At 51.0% G+C, this 18,643-nt stretch carries 18 protein-coding genes and 1 tRNA gene; 11 read left to right on the forward strand and 8 right to left on the reverse strand.

All coding sequences use genetic code 11. From position 1 onward, the window contains the following. Positions 1 to 23: 23 nt before the first annotated feature. Positions 24 to 100, reverse strand: a tRNA-Met gene (locus FEK42_RS11725). 208 nt (positions 101 to 308) lie between these two features. Here FEK42_RS11725 and mltA point away from each other — a divergent pair. Continuing rightward, on the forward strand, positions 309 to 1,406 hold the full coding sequence (mltA, locus tag FEK42_RS11730; protein WP_135492946.1) for a murein transglycosylase A: 1,098 nt from the start codon (positions 309 to 311) through the stop codon (positions 1,404 to 1,406). A gap of 238 nt (positions 1,407 to 1,644) precedes the next feature. Beyond that, positions 1,645 to 2,451, forward strand: coding sequence for a tRNA cyclic N6-threonylcarbamoyladenosine(37) synthase TcdA (gene tcdA, locus FEK42_RS11735; RefSeq protein WP_000117724.1), 807 nt, complete (start codon positions 1,645 to 1,647; stop codon positions 2,449 to 2,451). A gap of 56 nt (positions 2,452 to 2,507) precedes the next feature. Here the strand turns inward: tcdA and csdE are convergent, their stop codons facing one another. Together csdE and csdA are read right to left on the reverse strand one after the other, a co-directional pair. Further along, positions 2,508 to 2,951, reverse strand: a complete 444-nt coding sequence (csdE, locus tag FEK42_RS11740) for a cysteine desulfurase sulfur acceptor subunit CsdE (protein WP_135492945.1) — start codon at positions 2,949 to 2,951, stop codon at positions 2,508 to 2,510. Beyond that, positions 2,951 to 4,156, reverse strand: a complete 1,206-nt coding sequence (gene csdA, locus FEK42_RS11745) for a cysteine desulfurase CsdA (RefSeq protein WP_130214559.1) — start codon at positions 4,154 to 4,156, stop codon at positions 2,951 to 2,953. The genes csdE and csdA overlap by 1 nt, the downstream gene beginning before the upstream one ends. 192 nt (positions 4,157 to 4,348) lie before the next feature. On the opposite strand from csdA, the gene FEK42_RS11750 reads away from it, so the two are divergent. The 4 genes from FEK42_RS11750 (at position 4,349) to rlmM (ending at position 7,351) form a co-directional block, all read left to right on the forward strand. Next, positions 4,349 to 4,576: a YgdI/YgdR family lipoprotein gene (locus FEK42_RS11750; protein ID WP_000750396.1), complete on the forward strand. Its 228-nt coding sequence runs from the start codon at positions 4,349 to 4,351 to the stop codon at positions 4,574 to 4,576. 350 nt (positions 4,577 to 4,926) lie between these two features. Beyond that, complete coding sequence (gene gcvA, locus FEK42_RS11755) at positions 4,927 to 5,844, forward strand: glycine cleavage system transcriptional regulator GcvA (RefSeq protein WP_130207706.1); 918 nt, start codon at positions 4,927 to 4,929, stop codon at positions 5,842 to 5,844. Positions 5,845 to 5,862: 18 nt separating this feature from the next. Then, on the forward strand, positions 5,863 to 6,258 hold the full coding sequence (locus FEK42_RS11760; protein ID WP_000203905.1) for a DUF423 domain-containing protein: 396 nt from the start codon (positions 5,863 to 5,865) through the stop codon (positions 6,256 to 6,258). Beyond that, positions 6,251 to 7,351, forward strand: coding sequence for a 23S rRNA (cytidine(2498)-2'-O)-methyltransferase RlmM (rlmM, locus tag FEK42_RS11765; protein ID WP_130214557.1), 1,101 nt, complete (start codon positions 6,251 to 6,253; stop codon positions 7,349 to 7,351). Before FEK42_RS11760 ends, rlmM begins: the two co-directional genes overlap by 8 nt. A gap of 53 nt (positions 7,352 to 7,404) precedes the next feature. On the opposite strand, the gene xni is transcribed toward rlmM, so the two are convergent. The 5 genes from xni to queF form a co-directional block, all read right to left on the reverse strand. Further along, positions 7,405 to 8,160, reverse strand: a complete 756-nt coding sequence (gene xni / locus FEK42_RS11770) for a flap endonuclease Xni (protein ID WP_135492944.1) — start codon at positions 8,158 to 8,160, stop codon at positions 7,405 to 7,407. A gap of 283 nt (positions 8,161 to 8,443) precedes the next feature. Next, positions 8,444 to 9,811 carry an L-serine ammonia-lyase II gene (gene sdaB, locus FEK42_RS11775; RefSeq protein WP_130207700.1) on the reverse strand — a complete coding sequence of 456 codons (1,368 nt, stop codon included), beginning with the start codon at positions 9,809 to 9,811 and terminating at the stop codon, positions 8,444 to 8,446. Between the two features lie 57 nt (positions 9,812 to 9,868). Further along, the gene (gene sdaC, locus FEK42_RS11780; RefSeq protein ID WP_064528228.1) at positions 9,869 to 11,158 is read right to left on the reverse strand and encodes an HAAAP family serine/threonine permease SdaC; all 1,290 of its coding nucleotides are present in this window, start codon (positions 11,156 to 11,158) and stop codon (positions 9,869 to 9,871) included. A 558-nt stretch (positions 11,159 to 11,716) separates the two neighbouring features. Beyond that, complete coding sequence (ppnN, locus tag FEK42_RS11785; protein ID WP_135492943.1) at positions 11,717 to 13,081, reverse strand: nucleotide 5'-monophosphate nucleosidase PpnN; 1,365 nt, start codon at positions 13,079 to 13,081, stop codon at positions 11,717 to 11,719. 111 nt (positions 13,082 to 13,192) lie between these two features. Further along, positions 13,193 to 14,041 carry an NADPH-dependent 7-cyano-7-deazaguanine reductase QueF gene (gene queF, locus FEK42_RS11790; protein ID WP_135492942.1) on the reverse strand — a complete coding sequence of 283 codons (849 nt, stop codon included), beginning with the start codon at positions 14,039 to 14,041 and terminating at the stop codon, positions 13,193 to 13,195. Between the two features lie 67 nt (positions 14,042 to 14,108). On the opposite strand from queF, the gene syd reads away from it, so the two are divergent. The 5 genes from syd to gudP all read left to right on the forward strand — a co-directional run bounded on the left by syd (position 14,109) and on the right by gudP (position 18,643). Continuing rightward, positions 14,109 to 14,654: a SecY-interacting protein gene (gene syd, locus FEK42_RS11795; RefSeq protein WP_130207694.1), complete on the forward strand. Its 546-nt coding sequence runs from the start codon at positions 14,109 to 14,111 to the stop codon at positions 14,652 to 14,654. 622 nt (positions 14,655 to 15,276) lie between these two features. After that, positions 15,277 to 15,606 carry a YqcC family protein gene (locus FEK42_RS11800; RefSeq protein ID WP_130259351.1) on the forward strand — a complete coding sequence of 110 codons (330 nt, stop codon included), beginning with the start codon at positions 15,277 to 15,279 and terminating at the stop codon, positions 15,604 to 15,606. After that, entirely contained in the window at positions 15,606 to 16,388 is a 783-nt protein-coding gene (truC, locus tag FEK42_RS11805) for a tRNA pseudouridine(65) synthase TruC (protein ID WP_135492941.1), read from the forward strand. The genes FEK42_RS11800 and truC overlap by 1 nt, the downstream gene beginning before the upstream one ends. Positions 16,389 to 16,405: 17 nt before the next feature. Further along, entirely contained in the window at positions 16,406 to 16,855 is a 450-nt protein-coding gene (locus FEK42_RS11810; protein WP_130207688.1) for a flavodoxin, read from the forward strand. A 435-nt stretch (positions 16,856 to 17,290) separates the two neighbouring features. Further along, entirely contained in the window at positions 17,291 to 18,643 is a 1,353-nt protein-coding gene (gene gudP, locus FEK42_RS11815) for a galactarate/glucarate/glycerate transporter GudP (RefSeq protein ID WP_135407692.1), read from the forward strand.

Consider the following 18,643-nt stretch of genomic DNA (forward strand, 5'->3'; position numbering starts at 1 on the left):
CTATTACTTCATCAAATTTTAATTGGTTGCGGGGGCCGGATTTGAACCGACGACCTTCGGGTTATGAGCCCGACGAGCTACCAGGCTGCTCCACCCCGCGTCCGTGGATGCGCACTATACTCCGCTCGCGTTTTCATGCAACCTTTTTTTTACTCTGATCACGGATTTGGCATGATTTTGAACAAAAACAAAGCATTGAAGTCTATTTTTTGTACAAAATTTGCATCAGGGAATACTACGGATTTCATTAAAGGCGACGGTTTGTTATCTTCATTAACGCCTTATTTTTTAACCTGAAGAAGAGAACAATGAAAGGACGTTGGGTAAAGTACCTTCTTATGGGCGCGGTTGTGACGATACTGGCCGCCTGCTCCTCCAAACCAACCGATCGCGGACAGCAATATAAAGACGGGAAATTTACCCAGCCTTTCTCTCTGGTGAACCAACCAGATGCTGTTGGCGCGCCGATTAACGCCGGTGATTTTGCCGAACAAATTAACCATATCCGCAACGCGTCGCCGCGTCTGTATGGCAACCAGAGTAGCGTTTATAACGCCGTGCAGGAGTGGCTGCGTGCAGGCGGTGATACCCGCAATATGCGCCAGTTCGGCATTGACGCCTGGCAGATGGAAGGTACGGATAATTACGGTAACGTACAGTTTACGGGCTATTACACGCCGGTGATTCAGGCGCGCCATACTCGTCAGGGCGAGTTCCAGTATCCTATTTATCGAATACCGCCAAAACGTGGGCGTTTGCCGTCTCGCGCGGAGATCTACGCGGGAGCATTGAGCGATAAATACATCCTCGCTTACAGCAACTCTCTGATGGATAACTTCATTATGGATGTGCAGGGTAGTGGGTATATCGACTTTGGTGATGGCAGTCCGCTTAACTTCTTCAGCTATGCCGGAAAGAATGGTCATGCCTATCGCAGTATTGGCAAGGTGTTGATCGATCGTGGCGAAGTGAAAAAAGAAGATATGTCGATGCAGGCGATTCGTCACTGGGGTGAAACACACAGTGAAGCCGAAGTTCGCGAGCTGCTGGAACAGAACCCGTCTTTCGTCTTCTTTAAACCGCAGTCTTTTGCACCGGTGAAAGGGGCAAGTGCGGTGCCGCTGGTTGGTCGCGCTTCAGTTGCCTCCGATCGTTCCATTATCCCGCCAGGTACAACCTTGCTGGCAGAAGTGCCGCTGCTGGATAATAACGGCAAATTTAACGGTCAGTACGAACTGCGTTTGATGGTGGCGTTAGATGTCGGTGGTGCAATCAAAGGCCAACACTTCGATATCTACCAGGGGATTGGACCTGAAGCCGGACACCGCGCAGGTTGGTACAACCACTATGGACGTGTCTGGGTGCTGAAAACTGCCCCGGGCGCAGGTAACGTCTTTAGCGGCTGATGTGATATTCTGTATGCCGTTTTTACGGATAAGGCAGGGTGAGGAATAACCTCACATCCTGATTGTTGACTAAGTGCGCGTTGTTCATGCCGGATGCGGCGTGAACGCCTTATCCGGCCTACAAATCATGCAAATTCAATATATTGCAGGAGTTATGTAGGCCTGATAAGCGTAGCGCATCAGGCATTTATGCGTTTAGGGTGAGGGATAACCTCGCCCTTTTTAATTCTGAGGTGCTATGTCTGTTGTAATTAGTGATGCATGGCGTCAGCGTTTTGGTGGCACAGCGCGTCTGTATGGTGAAAAAGCGTTGCAACTGTTCGCTGATGCGCATATTTGTGTGGTGGGTATCGGTGGTGTCGGTTCCTGGGCGGCGGAAGCGCTGGCGCGCACGGGGATTGGCGCAATCACGCTTATTGATATGGATGATGTGTGCGTCACCAATACCAATCGGCAAATTCACGCGCTGCGCGATAACGTCGGGCTGGCAAAAGCGGAAGTGATGGCGGAGCGCATTCGCCAGATTAACCCTGAGTGCCGTGTAACAGTAGTCGATGACTTCGTGACGCCGGATAACGTAGCGCAATACATGAGTGCAGGTTATTCGTATGTAATTGATGCCATTGATAGCGTGCGACCCAAAGCGGCGCTGATTGCTTATTGTCGGCGCAATAAAATCCCGCTGGTCACGACCGGTGGCGCTGGTGGGCAGATTGATCCGACGCAGATTCAGGTTACCGATCTGGCGAAGACGATTCAGGATCCGCTGGCGGCGAAGCTGCGCGAGCGCCTGAAAAGCGATTTCGGCGTGGTGAAAAACAGTAAAGGTAAGCTCGGCGTGGATTGCGTGTTCTCTACCGAAGCACTGGTGTACCCGCAGTCAGACGGCACGGTTTGTGCAATGAAAGCCACGGCGGAAGGGCCAAAGCGGATGGATTGCGCATCTGGATTTGGCGCTGCGACGATGGTAACCGCCACCTTTGGGTTTGTTGCGGTTTCTCATGCGCTGAAGAAGATGATGGCGAAAGCGGCGCGTCAGGGGTAAACATTAGGTCGGATGCGACGTCTGGTGTGTCTTATCCGACCAGAAACTGTGTAACATCAAGGTTGTTTCGCCGCGGCGAGAATTGCCTCGCTTAACGCATTCAACCCCTGACTGCGAGAGGCGCTAAGTTGCGCACGCAATCCCAGCTCATCAAACAATGCCAGCGGCGACAGTGCTTGTAACTCGGCGGCAGTTTTGCCCTCAACGGCAGTCAGCAATACGGCCAGCAGGCCGCGCACAATGCGCCCTTCGCTATCACCAAAGAAATGCATCCTGCCGTTTTCTGCGACGTTATATCCAAGCCAGACGCGGTTTTCACATCCGGCAATTTCTTTGGCCTGTGCTTTTAATTCGTCTGGCAACGCAGGCAGCTGTTTCCCCAACATAATCAGCTGGCGATATTTGTCTTCCCATTGCGTCAATGGCGCGAAAGTATCGCGTAACGTCTCTACGGTAACGGTTGTGCCGAACGGATGTCCGGCGAATTGCGGGTTCGTCATTAATCCACCAATAATTCCAGCGCGCGGTCAACGGCATTCACCAGCGCATCCACATCACTCTTTGTATTATATGGCGCAAAAGAGGCGCGCAGGGTGCCGGTTACGCCTAATTCTGCCAACAGCGGTTGAGCACAGTGCTGCCCGGCGCGCAGGGCAATACCATATTCCGCCAGTAGCGTCACCATATCGCTGTGATGAACACCCGCGAAATCAAAGGCCAGCAGGCTGGAGTCCTGACAGCGGAATGAACGAAAGCCTGGACGTTTTGCCAGAGCGTCTTCTGCAAGCGTCGCCAGGCTACGGCTCCAGCTTTCTGCCTGGTCGATATCATAATCGGCCAGCCATTCCAGCGCCGCGCTTAATCCTATGACACCAGCGACATTTGGCGTTCCGGCTTCCAGTTTCCACGGCGCGGATTGAGTAGTGAAGCCGTCAAAACTCACTTCGTGAATCATTTTGCCGCCGCCCAGCCAGGGCGACATCGCTTCCAGCAGTTCTGGTTTGCCGTAAAGCACGCCGATACCCGTCGGGCCATACAGTTTGTGACCAGAGAAAGCATAGAAATCGATATCCAGTTGCTGAACATCGGCAGGGAAATGCACTGCGCCCTGAGCACCATCAACCATCACCACCATCCCGGCTGAATGAGCAAAGGTAATCGCTCGCGCCAGATCCGGGCAACCGCCAGTGACGTTCGACATCTGGCCCAACGCCAGAATTCGACTACGGGGAGTAATTAACTCCGGCAATAAATCGACATCCGGCAACCGTTGCGCATTAAGCGGCAGTTTCACCACTTTGGCTCCGGTTTGTTGGGCAACCATTAGCCAGGGAACGAGGTTAGCGTGATGCTCTGCCACGCTGACAATAATCTCATCGCCCGGTTGCAGACGCGGACGGGCATAGCATTGTGCCACCATGTTGATGGATTCGGTGGTGCCGCGCGTCCAGACGATAGTTTTATCATCCGGTGCATTTAGCAATTGCGCTACTTTTTCCCGTGCAGCTTCATAACGTGCGGTCAGGCGTTGGGCTTCGGCAAACTGGCTGCGATGGACGTTTCCGGCGCTCAGGCTATAGAACTGCCGGGTTGCTTCAACCACAGCTTCGGGTTTGAGTGCGGTCGCTGCACTATCGAGATAAACGCCCGCATCCTGTAGCGCGGGAAACTGGGCGCGAAATTGCGCGGGATTAAAAACGTTCATGAGACTCCTCGGCTTGATTCGCCGATCGTGACGCAAAATTCACTTTGATACAAGGTGAGTGCTAACCATCGGAATTGTCTGGATATCCAGGCGAAACCGCAGCAGTGACATATGCTGAATAGTGTCAGGTGCAAATTTTAGCCTGTTAATTGATTTTCATTGCGAGCTAATAATCGCTTTAAGGAGAAGAAGATGAAAAAGACCGCCGCAATTATCTCTGCCTGTATGCTGACTTTTGCCCTTAGCGCCTGCTCCGGTTCAAATTATGTCATGCACACCAACGATGGGCGCACCATTGTTGCTGACGGCAAACCGATGACGGATGATGAAACCGGTATGATTTCTTATAAAGACGCTAATGGCAACAAACAGCAGATCAACCGTACCGACGTGAAAGAGATGGTCGAACTGGATCAGTAATTCGCGATCGCAAGGTAAAAAAAAGCACCGCAATTAGGCGGTGCTACATTAATCACTATGGACAGACAGGGTAAATGTACAGGAAGTGAAAAAAGGTAGCTTTGCTACCATGGTCTGAATCGCAGACCAATTGCAAACACAACAACACAACATCACAACCGTAAGCCAAAAGTTCACCAGAACACGCATTCCGATAAAACTTTTCGTTCCGGCTCAGGAAGTGCCGCCACTATAGGTATTTGCTGGTAGAAGCTCAACGGACAATTTATAATGGCTCAGATTAAAAAAACTAATAGGTTACACAGTGTGATCTAATTGTTAAATTCATTTAACATCAAAGTTTAAAAGCCATGTCTAAACGATTACCACCGCTAAATGCCTTACGAGTTTTTGATGCCGCAGCCCGCCATTTAAGCTTCACGCGTGCAGCAGAAGAGCTTTTTGTGACCCAGGCCGCAGTAAGTCATCAAATCAAGTCCCTTGAGGATTTTTTGGGGCTAAAACTGTTCCGCCGCCGTAATCGTTCACTTCTATTGACCGAGGAAGGGCAAAGCTATTTTCTCGATATCAAAGAGATATTTTCGCAATTAACCGAAGCGACGCGTAAACTCCAGGCCCGTAGCGCCAAAGGGGCATTGACGGTTAGCTTACTCCCCAGTTTTGCCATCCACTGGCTGGTACCGCGACTTTCCAGCTTTAATTCAGCTTATCCGGGAATCGACGTTCGAATCCAGGCGGTCGACCGACAGGAAGATAAACTGGCGGATGATGTCGATGTGGCGATATTTTATGGCCGAGGCAACTGGCCGGGGCTGCGGGTGGAAAAGCTTTACGCCGAATACCTGTTGCCAGTGTGTTCGCCTTTACTATTAACCGGTGAGAAATCCTTGAAGACGCCGGAAGATCTGGCTAAACATACGTTATTACACGATGCATCCCGGCGAGACTGGCAGACATATACCCGCCAGTTGGGGCTGACCCATATTAACGTTCAGCAAGGGCCTATCTTCAGCCATAGCGCCATGGTGCTACAAGCAGCTATTCACGGGCAGGGTGTGGCGCTGGCAAATAACGTGATGGCGCAATCTGAAATCGAGGCCGGACGCCTTGTTTGCCCGTTTAATGACGTATTGGTCAGTAAAAATGCTTTTTATCTGGTATGTCATGACAGCCAGGCAGAACTGGGTAAAATAGCCGCCTTTCGCCAATGGATCCTGGCGAAAGCCGCTGCTGAACAAGAAAAATTCCGCTTTCGTTATGAACAATAATTTATGTAGGGTACGACCATGACCAGCCGTTTTATGCTGATTTTCGCCGCCATTAGCGGCTTCATTTTTGTCGCTCTGGGTGCTTTTGGTGCGCATGTTTTAAGTAAAACCATGGGCGCCGTTGAAATGGGCTGGATCCAGACCGGCCTCGAATACCAGGCATTTCATACGCTGGCAATTTTAGGTCTGGCGGTGGCAATGCAACGTCGCATCAGTATCTGGTTTTACTGGAGTAGCGTCTTTCTGGCGCTAGGTACGGTGCTGTTCAGTGGCAGCCTTTATTGCCTGGCGCTGTCTCATCTGCGTTTGTGGGCGTTTGTCACTCCGGTCGGCGGTGTGAGTTTTCTCGCGGGCTGGGCGTTAATGTTAGTTGGTGCTATCCGTTTAAAGCGCAAGGGCGTAAGTCATGAATAAAGTTGTATTGTTGTGCCGTCCGGGCTTTGAAAAAGAGTGCGCCGCAGAAATTACCGATAAAGCCGGGCAGCGGGAAATATTCGGTTTTGCCCGTGTAAAAGAGAATGCGGGTTATGTGATTTATGAATGTTATCAAGCGGAAGATGGCGATAAGTTAATCCGTGAACTGCCATTTAGTTCATTAATTTTTGCCCGCCAGTGGTTTGTGGTGGGGGAACTGCTCCAGCATTTGCCGCAGGAAGACCGCATTACGCCAATAGTTGGCATGTTGCAGGGGGTGGTAGAGAAGGGTGGCGAACTGCGTGTTGAAGTCGCGGACACCAACGAAAGTAAAGAGTTACTGAAATTCTGCCGCAAATTTACTGTACCGTTACGGGCTGCCTTGCGTGATGCGGGCGTCCTGGCGAGCTATGAAACGCCGAAGCGTCCAGTGGTGCATGTGTTCTTTATCGCGCCAGGCTGCTGTTATACCGGCTACTCCTACAGCAATAATAACTCGCCGTTCTATATGGGCATTCCGCGCCTGAAGTTTCCGGCAGATGCGCCAAGTCGTTCCACGCTCAAGCTGGAAGAGGCATTTCATGTGTTTATTCCTGCGGATGAATGGGATGAACGCCTGGCGAACGGGATGTGGGCGGTGGATTTGGGCGCTTGCCCGGGCGGCTGGACCTACCAACTGGTGAAGCGCAACATGTGGGTTTATTCCGTCGACAACGGCCCGATGGCGCAAAGTCTGATGGATACCGGACAAGTAACGTGGCTGCGGGAAGATGGTTTTAAATTCCGCCCGACACGTAGCAATATCTCGTGGATGGTGTGTGACATGGTGGAAAAACCGGCGAAGGTCGCGGCTTTGATGGCGCAGTGGCTGGTTAATGGCTGGTGTCGTGAAACTATCTTCAACCTTAAATTGCCGATGAAAAAACGCTACGAAGAAGTATCACACAATCTGGCGTACATTCAGGCACAGCTTGATGAACATGGCATTAACGCCCAGATTCAGGCGCGTCAGTTGTATCACGATCGCGAAGAAGTGACGGTGCATGTCCGTCGCATCTGGGCTGCGGTAGGTGGTCGTCGCGACGAGCGCTAATCGCTGACTCCGTGTGCCGGAAGCTATAACTGTCTGCTCCCGGCATTGGTTTATCAGCGTTTAAGTCTTAGCTGCTGTAAATTGCCGTCGATATGCAAATCAGTCTGTAAGCGGGCGATATCACGGCACAGGAACGCCATCTCTTTATGGGCTTCTAATTTCTTGCGCCACTTTTCGGCAACCGCATCCAGATTCTCATATACGCCTTCCAGACTCTGAAACTCGACCAGCAACTGCGTGGCGCTTTTGGGCCCAATTCCCGCAACGCCTGGCACCTTTGAACTACTGATCCCCGCCAGCCCCCAGTAATCGGGCAATTGCTGCGGTTGAACGCCAAATTCTTTATCGATAAACGGTGCATCCAGCCAGCGTTTCTGGAAGTAATCGCGAATACGTAATGTAGGTGAAAGTAGCTGACAGTAGCCTTTATCTGTCGAAACGATGGTTGCCTGATGCCCCGCCTGGGTCACTTTGACCGCCAGCGTGGCGGCTAAGTCATCGGCTTCGTTGCCGCTGGCTGACCAGCACGGGACACCGCGTTGCTCAAAGGCTGCACGTAACGCGGGCATCTCGTTGTGCAACTCTTCCGGCATTGGCGGGCGACCCGCTTTGTAATCTGGCAGGCGCTGATGACGCCAGCCGCTACTGCGGTTTTCATCATCAAAAACGGCGACGGCGTGGGTCGGCTGGCTGTGCATAATAAGTTGATCAAGGGCGTGCTGACAGGTTTCCACGCAGGGTGAACCCTGCACGGCATGAATGCGACGAATAAGATTCAGTGCATCGACAATAAGCAAATGAACAGCCACGATAACCCCCTTAAAGATCAGGCGATAAGGGTAACATTCGATGCCGGAACAGGCTACGGCTGGATGAGAAAACAGGAAGAGGGCTCGCAAAACGAGATCTGATATTGATGACAACGCCAAATTGCCTGATGCGCTGCGCTTATCATGCCTACAAAAGAATCGCAATCTATTGAATTTGCGCTGTTTTATAGGTCGGATAAGGTGTTTACGCCGCATCCGACATAAACAACAGGTACATTATCAACAATGTGAGGCCTCGCAAAACGAGGCCTCTGGAGAGCGATTAATCGCAGGCAACGATCTTCATTGCCAGGCCGCCGCGAGATGTTTCGCGGTACTTGGCGTTCATGTCTTTACCTGTTTCGTACATGGTTTCGATAACTTTATCGAGGCAGACGCGCGGTTCGCTGGTACGGCGCAGTGCCATACGCGCGGCGTTCACCGCTTTCACTGCCGCAATGGCGTTACGCTCAATGCATGGTACCTGAACCTGTCCAGCAACCGGGTCACACGTCAGGCCGAGGTTATGCTCCATAGCGATTTCCGCCGCGATGCACACCTGCGCCGGGCTTGCGCCTAACAGTTCTGCCAGACCCGCCGCCGCCATTGAGCACGCCACGCCAACTTCACCCTGGCAACCCACTTCGGCACCAGAAATCGACGCGTTCATCTTATAAAGAGAACCAATGGCGCTGGCTACCAGCAGGTAACGAGCCAGTGAGTTAGCGTTCACTTCGCGGATAAACTTGTCGTAGTACGCCAGCACTGCCGGGATAATCCCGCACGCACCGTTAGTCGGCGCAGTCACCACACGACCGCCCGCAGCGTTCTCTTCGTTCACTGCCAGTGCGAACATGTTGATCCAGTCAACAACCGCCATCGGGTCAGTGGTGGTTTTATCCTGGCTGACCAGCATCCGGCGCAGTGCCGCGGCGCGACGTGGAACACGCAGTTTGCCCGGCAGCACACCTTCGGTGGAAATACCGCGTTCAATACCGCCACGCATCACTTCCCAGACGTTCGCCAGGTGCTGTTCCAGCTCTTCTTTGCTGTGCAGCGCCAGCTCGTTTTTCATCATCAGACCAGAGAGTGACAGCCCGGTTTCCTGGCAATGTTTTTGCAGGTCGGCTGCTGAACTGTAAGGATACGGAACTTCAACCGGTGCGCTATCCTGCTGGCCAAAATGCTCTTCATCAACGATAAAGCCGCCGCCGATGGAGTAATACGTCTGGCTGTAAACAACTTTATCGCCCGCCAGCGCGGTAATGCGCATGCCGTTCTCATGCAGAGAAAGGTTATCGGCATGGAAGTTCATGCATTCATCAACCGGAAACTCGACTTCGTGCTGACCGTTTGCCAGCATCAGGCGACCGTGAGTATTCACATCCTGAATAAAACCAGGGATAGAATCGATATCCACGGTATCCGGCAGGTTCCCTGCCAGGCCCATAATAATGGCGATATCAGTGTGGTGCCCTTTGCCGGTCAGAGAGAGCGAACCATAGACGTCAACCACCACGCGGGTCACGTCTTTAAGCAGGTTACGGGCAATCAGATCGTCGGTAAATTGTTTACCCGCTTTCATTGGTCCAACGGTATGAGAACTGGAAGGGCCAATGCCGATTTTGAAAATATCGAATACGCTAATCATAGGAAATACATCGCGTTAAAACGGAGGAAGCGCCGCCCGAAAGCGGCGCGAAAGGACTTAGCTGAACAGAGAGTAGAAGATTGCGGAGATTGCAATCAGACCCATCACGACAACGAATACGTTGCTGATGTGACCGCTGTATTTACGCATTGCCGGTACTTTCTGAATGGCGTACATCGGCATCAGGAACAGGATCATCGCGATGATTGGGCCGCCCAGGGTTTCAATCATACCCAGGATGCTCGGGTTCAGGGTGGCAACAATCCAGGTCGTTACCAGCATGAACAGCGCAGTGATACGGTTCAGCTTGTTGATTTCGATAGACTTACCTTTACCACGCAGTGATTTGATCACCATACCGTTGAAGCCTTCACGTGCGCCCAGGTAGTGGCCCAGGAAGGATTTGGTGATAGCGATAATCGCGATAATCGGAGCCATCCACGCGATGATCGGCGCGTTAAAGTGGTTAGCCAGGTAAGACAGAATCGAGATGTTCTGCTCTTTAGCCGCAGCCAGGTCTGCCGGAGTCAGGCTCAGTACGCAGCTGAATACGAAGAACATTACGGTCAGCACCATCATGATGTGAGCGAATGCCAGGATCTTCGAGCATTTCTGTTCTGCCATATCGCCGTACTCTTCACGCTTCGCAACGGCGAAAGAAGAGATGATCGGAGAGTGGTTGAACGAGAACACCATTACCGGAATTGCCAGCCACAGGGTCATCCACAGACCGTTTCCGGTTGCCGATGCAGTGTCCAGAGACAGAGTTTCCAGTGCTGCGCCGTTCCACTGCGGGATCAGGTACAGAGCCAGCAGCATCAGTACGCCAACAAACGGGAATACCAGAATACTCATCGCTTTAACGATCATCTGCTCACCGAAGCGAACGATGGTCATCATACCCACGATCAGGATCAGTGACAGAATCGCACGCGGCGGTGGCGTCATACCCAGCTGGTGAGACATGAAGCTTTCAACCGTGTTGGTGATTGCCACGCTGTAAACCAGCAGAATCGGGTAGATAGCGAAGAAGTAAAGCAGGGTAATCAGTTTACCTGCGCCAATACCAAAGTGTTCTTCTACTACCTCGGTGATGTCTTCGCCTGGGTTTTTGCCAGACAGCACGAAGCGAGTCAGGCCACGATGCGCAAAGTACGTCATCGGGAACGCAAGGATAGCCATGATGATCAGCGGGATCATACCGCCAACACCGGCGTTGATTGGCAGGAACAGCACGCCCGCGCCGATCGCCGTGCCGTAAAGGCCCAGCATCCACATGGTATCTGTCTTGCGCCAGGCACTGCGAGAGTCTTTCGACGCAATCGTGCTGGTTTGAGTCGTTTCCATCTATTTCTCCTGGAGGAATGCAAATAATTCAGCTTTTAGCCAGTTCAGCCCGGGAAGGTGCCTGGCCGTAAAAATGAAATCTGTCTATCGGCGATGGCTTAATCATTTTCCGCCGTAATAATTTGAGGGCGGAAAGATACACACAAGTTATGTATCTATCAGTGATCTTGATCTCAAATACAATAATCTACTTGGAAGATAGATAATCCCAATGCTTTACTCTGTAAATCAAAAGTAAAAGAGAATTTAAGGGCAATATTTGGCAGATTAACGACATCTGGCCTCTTCCGGGGCGCGCAATATATGTAGGTTGAACTGCAAAAATCAATACTTTTAGTTAATGATTACAAGATTTTCTTTTTTGCGGAGATAAAATGCGGTCTTCAAATGAAGGGAAACGTTTGCGTTGCAACATAAATTGTATGACATATTACAGGTGGTGATATTAATGACATGATGACGCGCTTAAACATTCATATAACAAATGAAATAGATTGATTAGTGAGCGACCAAAAAAAGAGAAAAACCCGGCAACAAACGTTACCGGGGAAGGGAGGATTAGGTGCAGATTTCGTAGCAAGGGATGTAGGCAGAGCCAGGTAATTTCATACGATGTTGGGCAACAAACCCCTGAAGCAGGTCGTCCATACGGCGCATGATCTCTTTATCACCGTTGATTTTGTATGGCCCAAACTCTTCAATGGCGCGAATGCCGACTTCTTTTACGTTACCGGCTACAATGCCAGAAAATGCACGACGCAGGTCGGCAGCCAGCACTTCAACGGGCTGATCCGGGTAAAGCTTCAGATTAGCCATATTCTCGTGAGACGGCTCAAACGGCATTTGCAAATCTGGCGTAATACGCATTGACCAGTTAAAGCTGTAGGCATCGCCCTTATCGCGACGGTTTTCTTTCACCTGCGCCATCGCTTTTTTCATCTGACGGGCTACTTCTGCAGCGTCATCAATGATGATGCGATAATGGCGGCGCGCGTTTTCTCCCAACGTATGCACGACAAACTCGTCCAGTACGCGGAAGTAATCAGCACTCTCTTTCGGGCCGGTGAGGATCAATGGCAAGACCTGATCTTTGTTGGCCGGATTCATTAAAATTCCCAGCAAATACAGTAGCTCTTCCGCTGTACCCACACCGCCAGGGAAGATAATGATGCCGTGGGCGATACGGACAAACGCTTCCAGACGTTTTTCGATATCCGGCATGATGATCAGCTCGTTAACCAGCGGGTTAGGCGGTTCAGCAGCGATAATCGATGGTTCAGTCATACCAATAAAACGGCTGTCTTTGTAACGCTGTTGGGCGTGTCCAACCGCTGCGCCTTTCATCGGCGCTTCCATCGCGCCTGGGCCACAGCCAGTGCAGATATTTAACTCACGCAGGCCCAACTGATTACCAACGCGACGGGCATACAAATACTCGTTTTCGTTGATGGAGTGACCGCCCCAGCACACCACCATATTGGGCGCTTCGCCCACGTGCAGCGCGCGAGCATTGCGCAAGATAGAAAAGACCAGGTTGGTAATATGAACAGAGTTGTCGAGATTCAGATTTGGAAAACGAACGGTGTTATGGATTTGCCCATAGACGAAGAGAATGTCGCGCAGAACGGCAAACAAGTTGGCCTGCAAGGCGCGAATGATACGCCCATCGACAAAAGCTTCTTCCGGGGGATTGATCAGTTCTAACTTAACGCCGCGTTCACGGCGTAGCACGTTAATGTCGAAATTTTCAAAACGGGACAGCAATTCTTTGCTGTTATCGGTGAGGCTACCGGAGTTCAGAACAGCGAGTGAACAGTTGCGAAATAGTTGATAGAGGTCGCTGCTGGCGGTGCGTTTAAGCATGTCCACTTCCAACTGCGACAACATATCCATGGAGCCAAGCGGGCTAATATGTGTAATCAAGAAAAACTCCTTATGGGACGATTATCGTCATTCCCTTTGATTACAATAGCCCTGCCTGATGACCTTTCACAACCTTATGCGTGAATCCAGCCCGCAAAATTGAGAAAAATTTTATTGCCGTGCCAGACGGGTTGTCGATGGGACAAAATCACAGTTACTGCGCCATGGGTTAATGTCCAGACCGCCACGACGGGTATAACGTGCGTAAACGCTTAATTTCTCTGGCTGGCAGAAGCGTAACAGGTCATTAAAAATGCGCTCTACGCACTGTTCATGGAACTCGTTATGATGACGGAAAGAAACCAGATAACGCAGCAGTTTTTCCCTGTCAATCTTGCGTCCACGATACTGAATCTGGATAGATCCCCAGTCTGGTTGATGAGTAATCAGGCAGTTTGATTTCAGCAGGTGGCTAACGAGTGTTTCTTCCACCACTTTCTCGCCGCTGGTGGCATTCTCAAGATAGTCAGTGGTGAATTCATAGTTATCGATAGCGATATCCTGGTCATCAATGCAGGTGCCATTGAAATGCCCCACCGGCTGACCTTCCAGTTCATCAAGACGATATAACGCCACGCTAACGTTACCCTGGGCGCAAGTGCTTAAGTCGCGATCCAGCGTCTGGCGCACTTCATCCCAATTGTTAAAGCGTGTCTGGTTAAAGCTGTTGAGATAGAGCTTAAAACTCTTCGACTCAATGAGATTTACGCTGGTGTAATCAAGTTCAACATGACCCACGGCAACCTGCGGCAAACCTTTCGCATTCAGCCAGGAAAGTTCATATAGCGTCCAGATATCCGTACCGTGAAAAGGCAGATTATCTGCTTTCAGGCCCAGCGGATCGCGATTCAAACTACGTGGAACGCCTTGTAGCAGGCTGGCGTCATAGGTATCCCGGTAATCGGTTGATTTTCCAAGAGTCAGGCCCGCAAGTGCCTGATGGTTTGCATAAGAAGACATGTTTCACCGTCATAAACCAGATAAACTAAACGACAAGTGTATCTGGTTTAAGTGAAGAGAGAAATTAGTGGACGAATTGACCGCACAAGCCTTGAGAGATTTTACCACGCGTTACTGTGATGCATGGCACGAACAGCACAATAGTTGGCCGTTAAGCGAGGAGCTGTATGGCGTTCCTTCACCGTGCATTATTTCAACCACTAATGATGCTGTGTTCTGGCAACCGCAGCCGTTTAGCGGTGAGCAAAATGTAAACGCGGTTGAGCGTGCGTTTGATATTGTGATACAACCCGCAATTCATACCTTCTATACGACCCAGTTTGCCGGGGATATGCATGCGCAGTTTGGCGATATCAAACTGACATTACTGCAAACCTGGAGCGAAGATGACTTCCGCCGGGTGCAGGAAAACCTGATTGGACATCTGGTTACCCAGAAACGTCTGAAACTGCCCCCCACGTTATTTATCGCCACACTGGAAGAAGAGTTGGAAGTGATTTCGGTGTGTAATCTCTCTGGCGAAGTATGCAAAGAGACGCTGGGGACGCGGAATCGTATGCATTTAGCCTCAAATCTTGCGGAATTCCTTATGCAGCTTAAGCCTCTTCTGTAATCCAAATACCCCGTCTAGTTGTGAGAGATCTCTTACAGACCCTGTAGGAGATCGCCAGGAAGTAAGTGAATACTTAAAAAGATAAGAATCGATATTTCTATTTTAAATCAATGCATTGAAGAAAGATTCTTAACTTTCATATGAAATTTTCCTTAAGGCATTGTCTGTAAGCGCCTTGTAAGACTCAGCGAAAAAGACGATTCTATCTTCGTCGACAGGGAGTCAGACAACGAAGTGAACATCAGGATGATGACACTTCTAAAGGACACGCCAGGATGGTGCTTCAGGGAAAGGCTTCTGGATGAAGCGAAGAGGAAAACGCTGGATGCGTTAAAGGACACCTCCAGGACGGAGAATGAGAACCGGTCAGGATGATTCGGTGGGTCAGGATGGCCAGGGACACTTCAGGATGAAGTATCACATCGGGGTGGTGTGAGCAGGAAGCATTAGTTCAGGATGAACGATTGGTCGCAAGACCACAGGAAAAGTTGTCAAGGATGAGCAGGGAGCAACAAAAGTAGCTGGAATGCTGCGAAACGAACCGGGAGCACTGTGAATACAGTGCTCCCTTTTTTTATTCCTGCTATCCTTCGCGGCAGTTTTTTCTTCTTGAGGTTGTTTTATGACCACTCATGACCGCGTTCGTCTTCAGTTGCAGGCGCTTGAAACATTACTGCGTGAACATCAGCACTGGCGGAGCGATGGACCGCAGCCGCATCAATTCAACAGTACCCAACCTTTCTTTATGGATACGATGGAGCCACTGGAATGGTTGCAATGGGTACTGATCCCACGAATGCACGATCTCTTAGATAATAATCAGCCATTGCCAGGGGCTTTCGCCGTGGCGCCGTATTATGAAATGGCGCTGGCGACGGACCACCCCCAGCGCGCGCTTATTCTGGCGGAGCTGGAAAAACTGGATGCGCTTTTTGCGGATGATACAAACTGATGCTGGAAATACTCTACCAGGATGAATGGCTGGTTGCGGTTAACAAACCGTCTGGCTGGCTGGTTCACCGCAGCTGGCTGGATCGCGACGAAAAAGTGGTGGTCATGCAAACCGTACGTGACCAGATTAGTCAGCACGTGTTTACCGCGCATCGGCTGGACCGACCGACTTCCGGCGTATTGCTGATGGGATTATCCAGCGAGGCCGGACGGCTGTTAGCGCAACAGTTTGAACAGCACCAAATCCAGAAACGTTACCATGCGATTGTGCGTGGCTGGCTGATGGAAGAAGCGGTGCTGGATTATCCGCTGGTGGAAGAACTGGATAAAATCGCCGATAAGTATGCCCGCGAAGATAAAGGCCCGCAGCCAGCAGTGACGCATTATCGCGGTCTGGCGACGGTTGAAATGCCAGTCGCGACCGGGCGTTACCCGACGACACGCTACGGTCTGGTGGAACTGGAGCCGAAAACCGGACGCAAACATCAGCTTCGTCGCCATCTCGCCCATTTGCGCCATCCGATTATTGGCGACAGCAAACATGGCGATTTGCGCCAGAATCGCAGCGCAGCTGAACATTTTGGCCTCCAGCGGTTGATGTTGCACGCCAGTCAGTTGTCATTGACGCATCCTTTTACTGGCGAGCCGCTGACTATCCACGCCGGTCTGGACGACACCTGGATGCGGGCATTATCACAATTTGGCTGGCGCGGTCTGCTTCCTGAAAATGAAAGGGTTGAGTTCAGCGCGCCATCGGGTCAGGATGATGAGATAAGTTCCTAATCCAGGGAGAAAACGGTATGGCGGAAATTGGTATTTTTGTAGGCACCATGTACGGGAATTCACTGCTAGTGGCCGAAGAAGCGGAAGCGATTCTGACCGCACAGGGCCACAAAGCAACGGTGTTTGAAGACCCAGAATTAAGCGACTGGTTACCCTATCAGGACAAGTATGTTCTGGTAGTTACGTCCACCACCGGGCAGGGCGACCTTCCTGACAGCATTGTGCCACTCTTTCTGGGCATAAAGGATAACCTCGGTTTCCAGCCGAACCTGCGTTACGGCGTGATTGCGCTCGGCGACAGTAGTTATGTGAATTTCTGCAACGGTGGCAAACAGTTTGATGCTTTGTTACAGGAACAGAGCGCGCAGCGGGTAGGGGAAATGCTGCTGATCGATGCCAGTGAAACCCCGGAACCAGAAACGGAATCCAATCCGTGGGTTGAGCAGTGGGGGACGCTGTTGCCCTGATTTGTTCAGCGATCGGCAAAATACCGTTTTAGCGGTGCTGAATCGAGTCTTTTCAGGCAAATGCCTGTAAAAACTGCTTCTTAGCGCGGATTTTTACTGGCGTTTGCCTGGAGTCAAGCGATCCATTTCATACTCTTCTTTATTTCTCCGATTTAACCCTTCCTTTCTTGTTCTTGTTTTCATTTCCGTGAAGTGGATTCCACCGTCCAGGGCTAATGCCAAAATCGAGCCTCATTGAACGCATTAATGTTGTGTTGTTGCACGGTGAGCCGCTATGGCGCGCTTTTTATACTGCTATTGCCAGATATAAAACACGCGCCGCATTCGGCGAACGACCTATAAAAACGGCAAAAACACCCTACGTCACCTCTGATTTCCTGGCGATGTCGCAGTCCAGAGTGAGCGTGGCTAACGCGAATTTTCAGGAGTGCAACAATGAGTTCTTTAAGTCAGGCTGCGAGCAGTGTGGAAAAACGCACGAATGCTCGTTACTGGATAGTGGTGATGCTGTTTATCGTCACATCTTTCAACTACGGCGATCGCGCTACGCTCTCGATCGCCGGTTCGGAAATGGCCAAAGATATCGGTCTTGATCCAGTGGGTATGGGCTATGTGTTCTCTGCTTTCTCATGGGCTTATGTTATTGGGCAGATCCCTGGCGGCTGGTTGCTGGATCGCTTTGGTTCAAAACGCGTCTACTTCTGGTCAATCTTTATCTGGTCGATGTTTACCTTGCTGCAAGGTTTCGTCGATATCTTTAGTGGATTCGGCATTATCGTTGCCTTGTTTACTCTCCGCTTCCTGGTAGGGCTTGCCGAAGCACCTTCTTTTCCCGGCAACAGCCGAATCGTGGCAGCCTGGTTCCCGGCGCAGGAAAGGGGAACGGCGGTGTCGATTTTTAACTCCGCCCAATACTTCGCAACGGTGATCTTCGCGCCGATTATGGGCTGGCTGACTCATGAAGTGGGTTGGTCACACGTCTTCTTCTTTATGGGCGGTCTGGGCATTGTCATCAGTTTTTTCTGGCTGAAAGTCATCCACGAGCCAAATCAACATCCGGGCGTAAATCAGAAAGAGCTGGAGTACATCGCCGCTGGCGGCGCGCTGATCAATATGGATCAGCAAAACACCAAAGTTAAAGTGCCGTTCAGCGTGAAGTGGGGGCAGATCAAACAGCTGCTCGGTTCGCGGATGATGATCGGTGTTTATATCGGTCAGTATTGTATCAACGCCCTGACTTACTTCTTTATTACCTGGTTCCCGGTTTATCTGGTGCAGGCGCGCGGGATGTCGATTCTGAAAGCGGGCTTTGTGGCTTCCGTTCCTGCTGTTTGCGGTTTTATCGGCGGCGTGCTGGGGGGGATTATTTCCGACTGGCTGATGCGCCGCACGGGCTCGCTGAACATTGCGCGTAAAACACCGATCGTGATGGGCATGTTGCTGTCGATGGTGATGGTGTTCTGTAACTACGTCGATGTTGAGTGGATGATCATCGGTTTCATGGCGTTGGCCTTCTTCGGTAAAGGCATCGGGGCGCTGGGTTGGGCGGTAATGGCAGATACTGCGCCGAAAGAGATTAGCGGTCTTTCCGGCGGCCTGTTCAATATGTTCGGTAACATTTCCGGTATCGTCACGCCAATCGCAATTGGTTATATCGTTGGCACGACTGGCTCCTTTAATGGGGCGCTGATTTATGTCGGGGTTCATGCCTTAATTGCGGTGCTGAGCTACCTGGTGCTGGTGGGCGATATTAAACGTATTGAGCTGAAACCTGTCGCGGGGCAATAA

It is taken from the genome of Escherichia sp. E2748 (assembly GCF_005781125.1).
Lineage (GTDB): Bacteria > Pseudomonadota > Gammaproteobacteria > Enterobacterales > Enterobacteriaceae > Escherichia.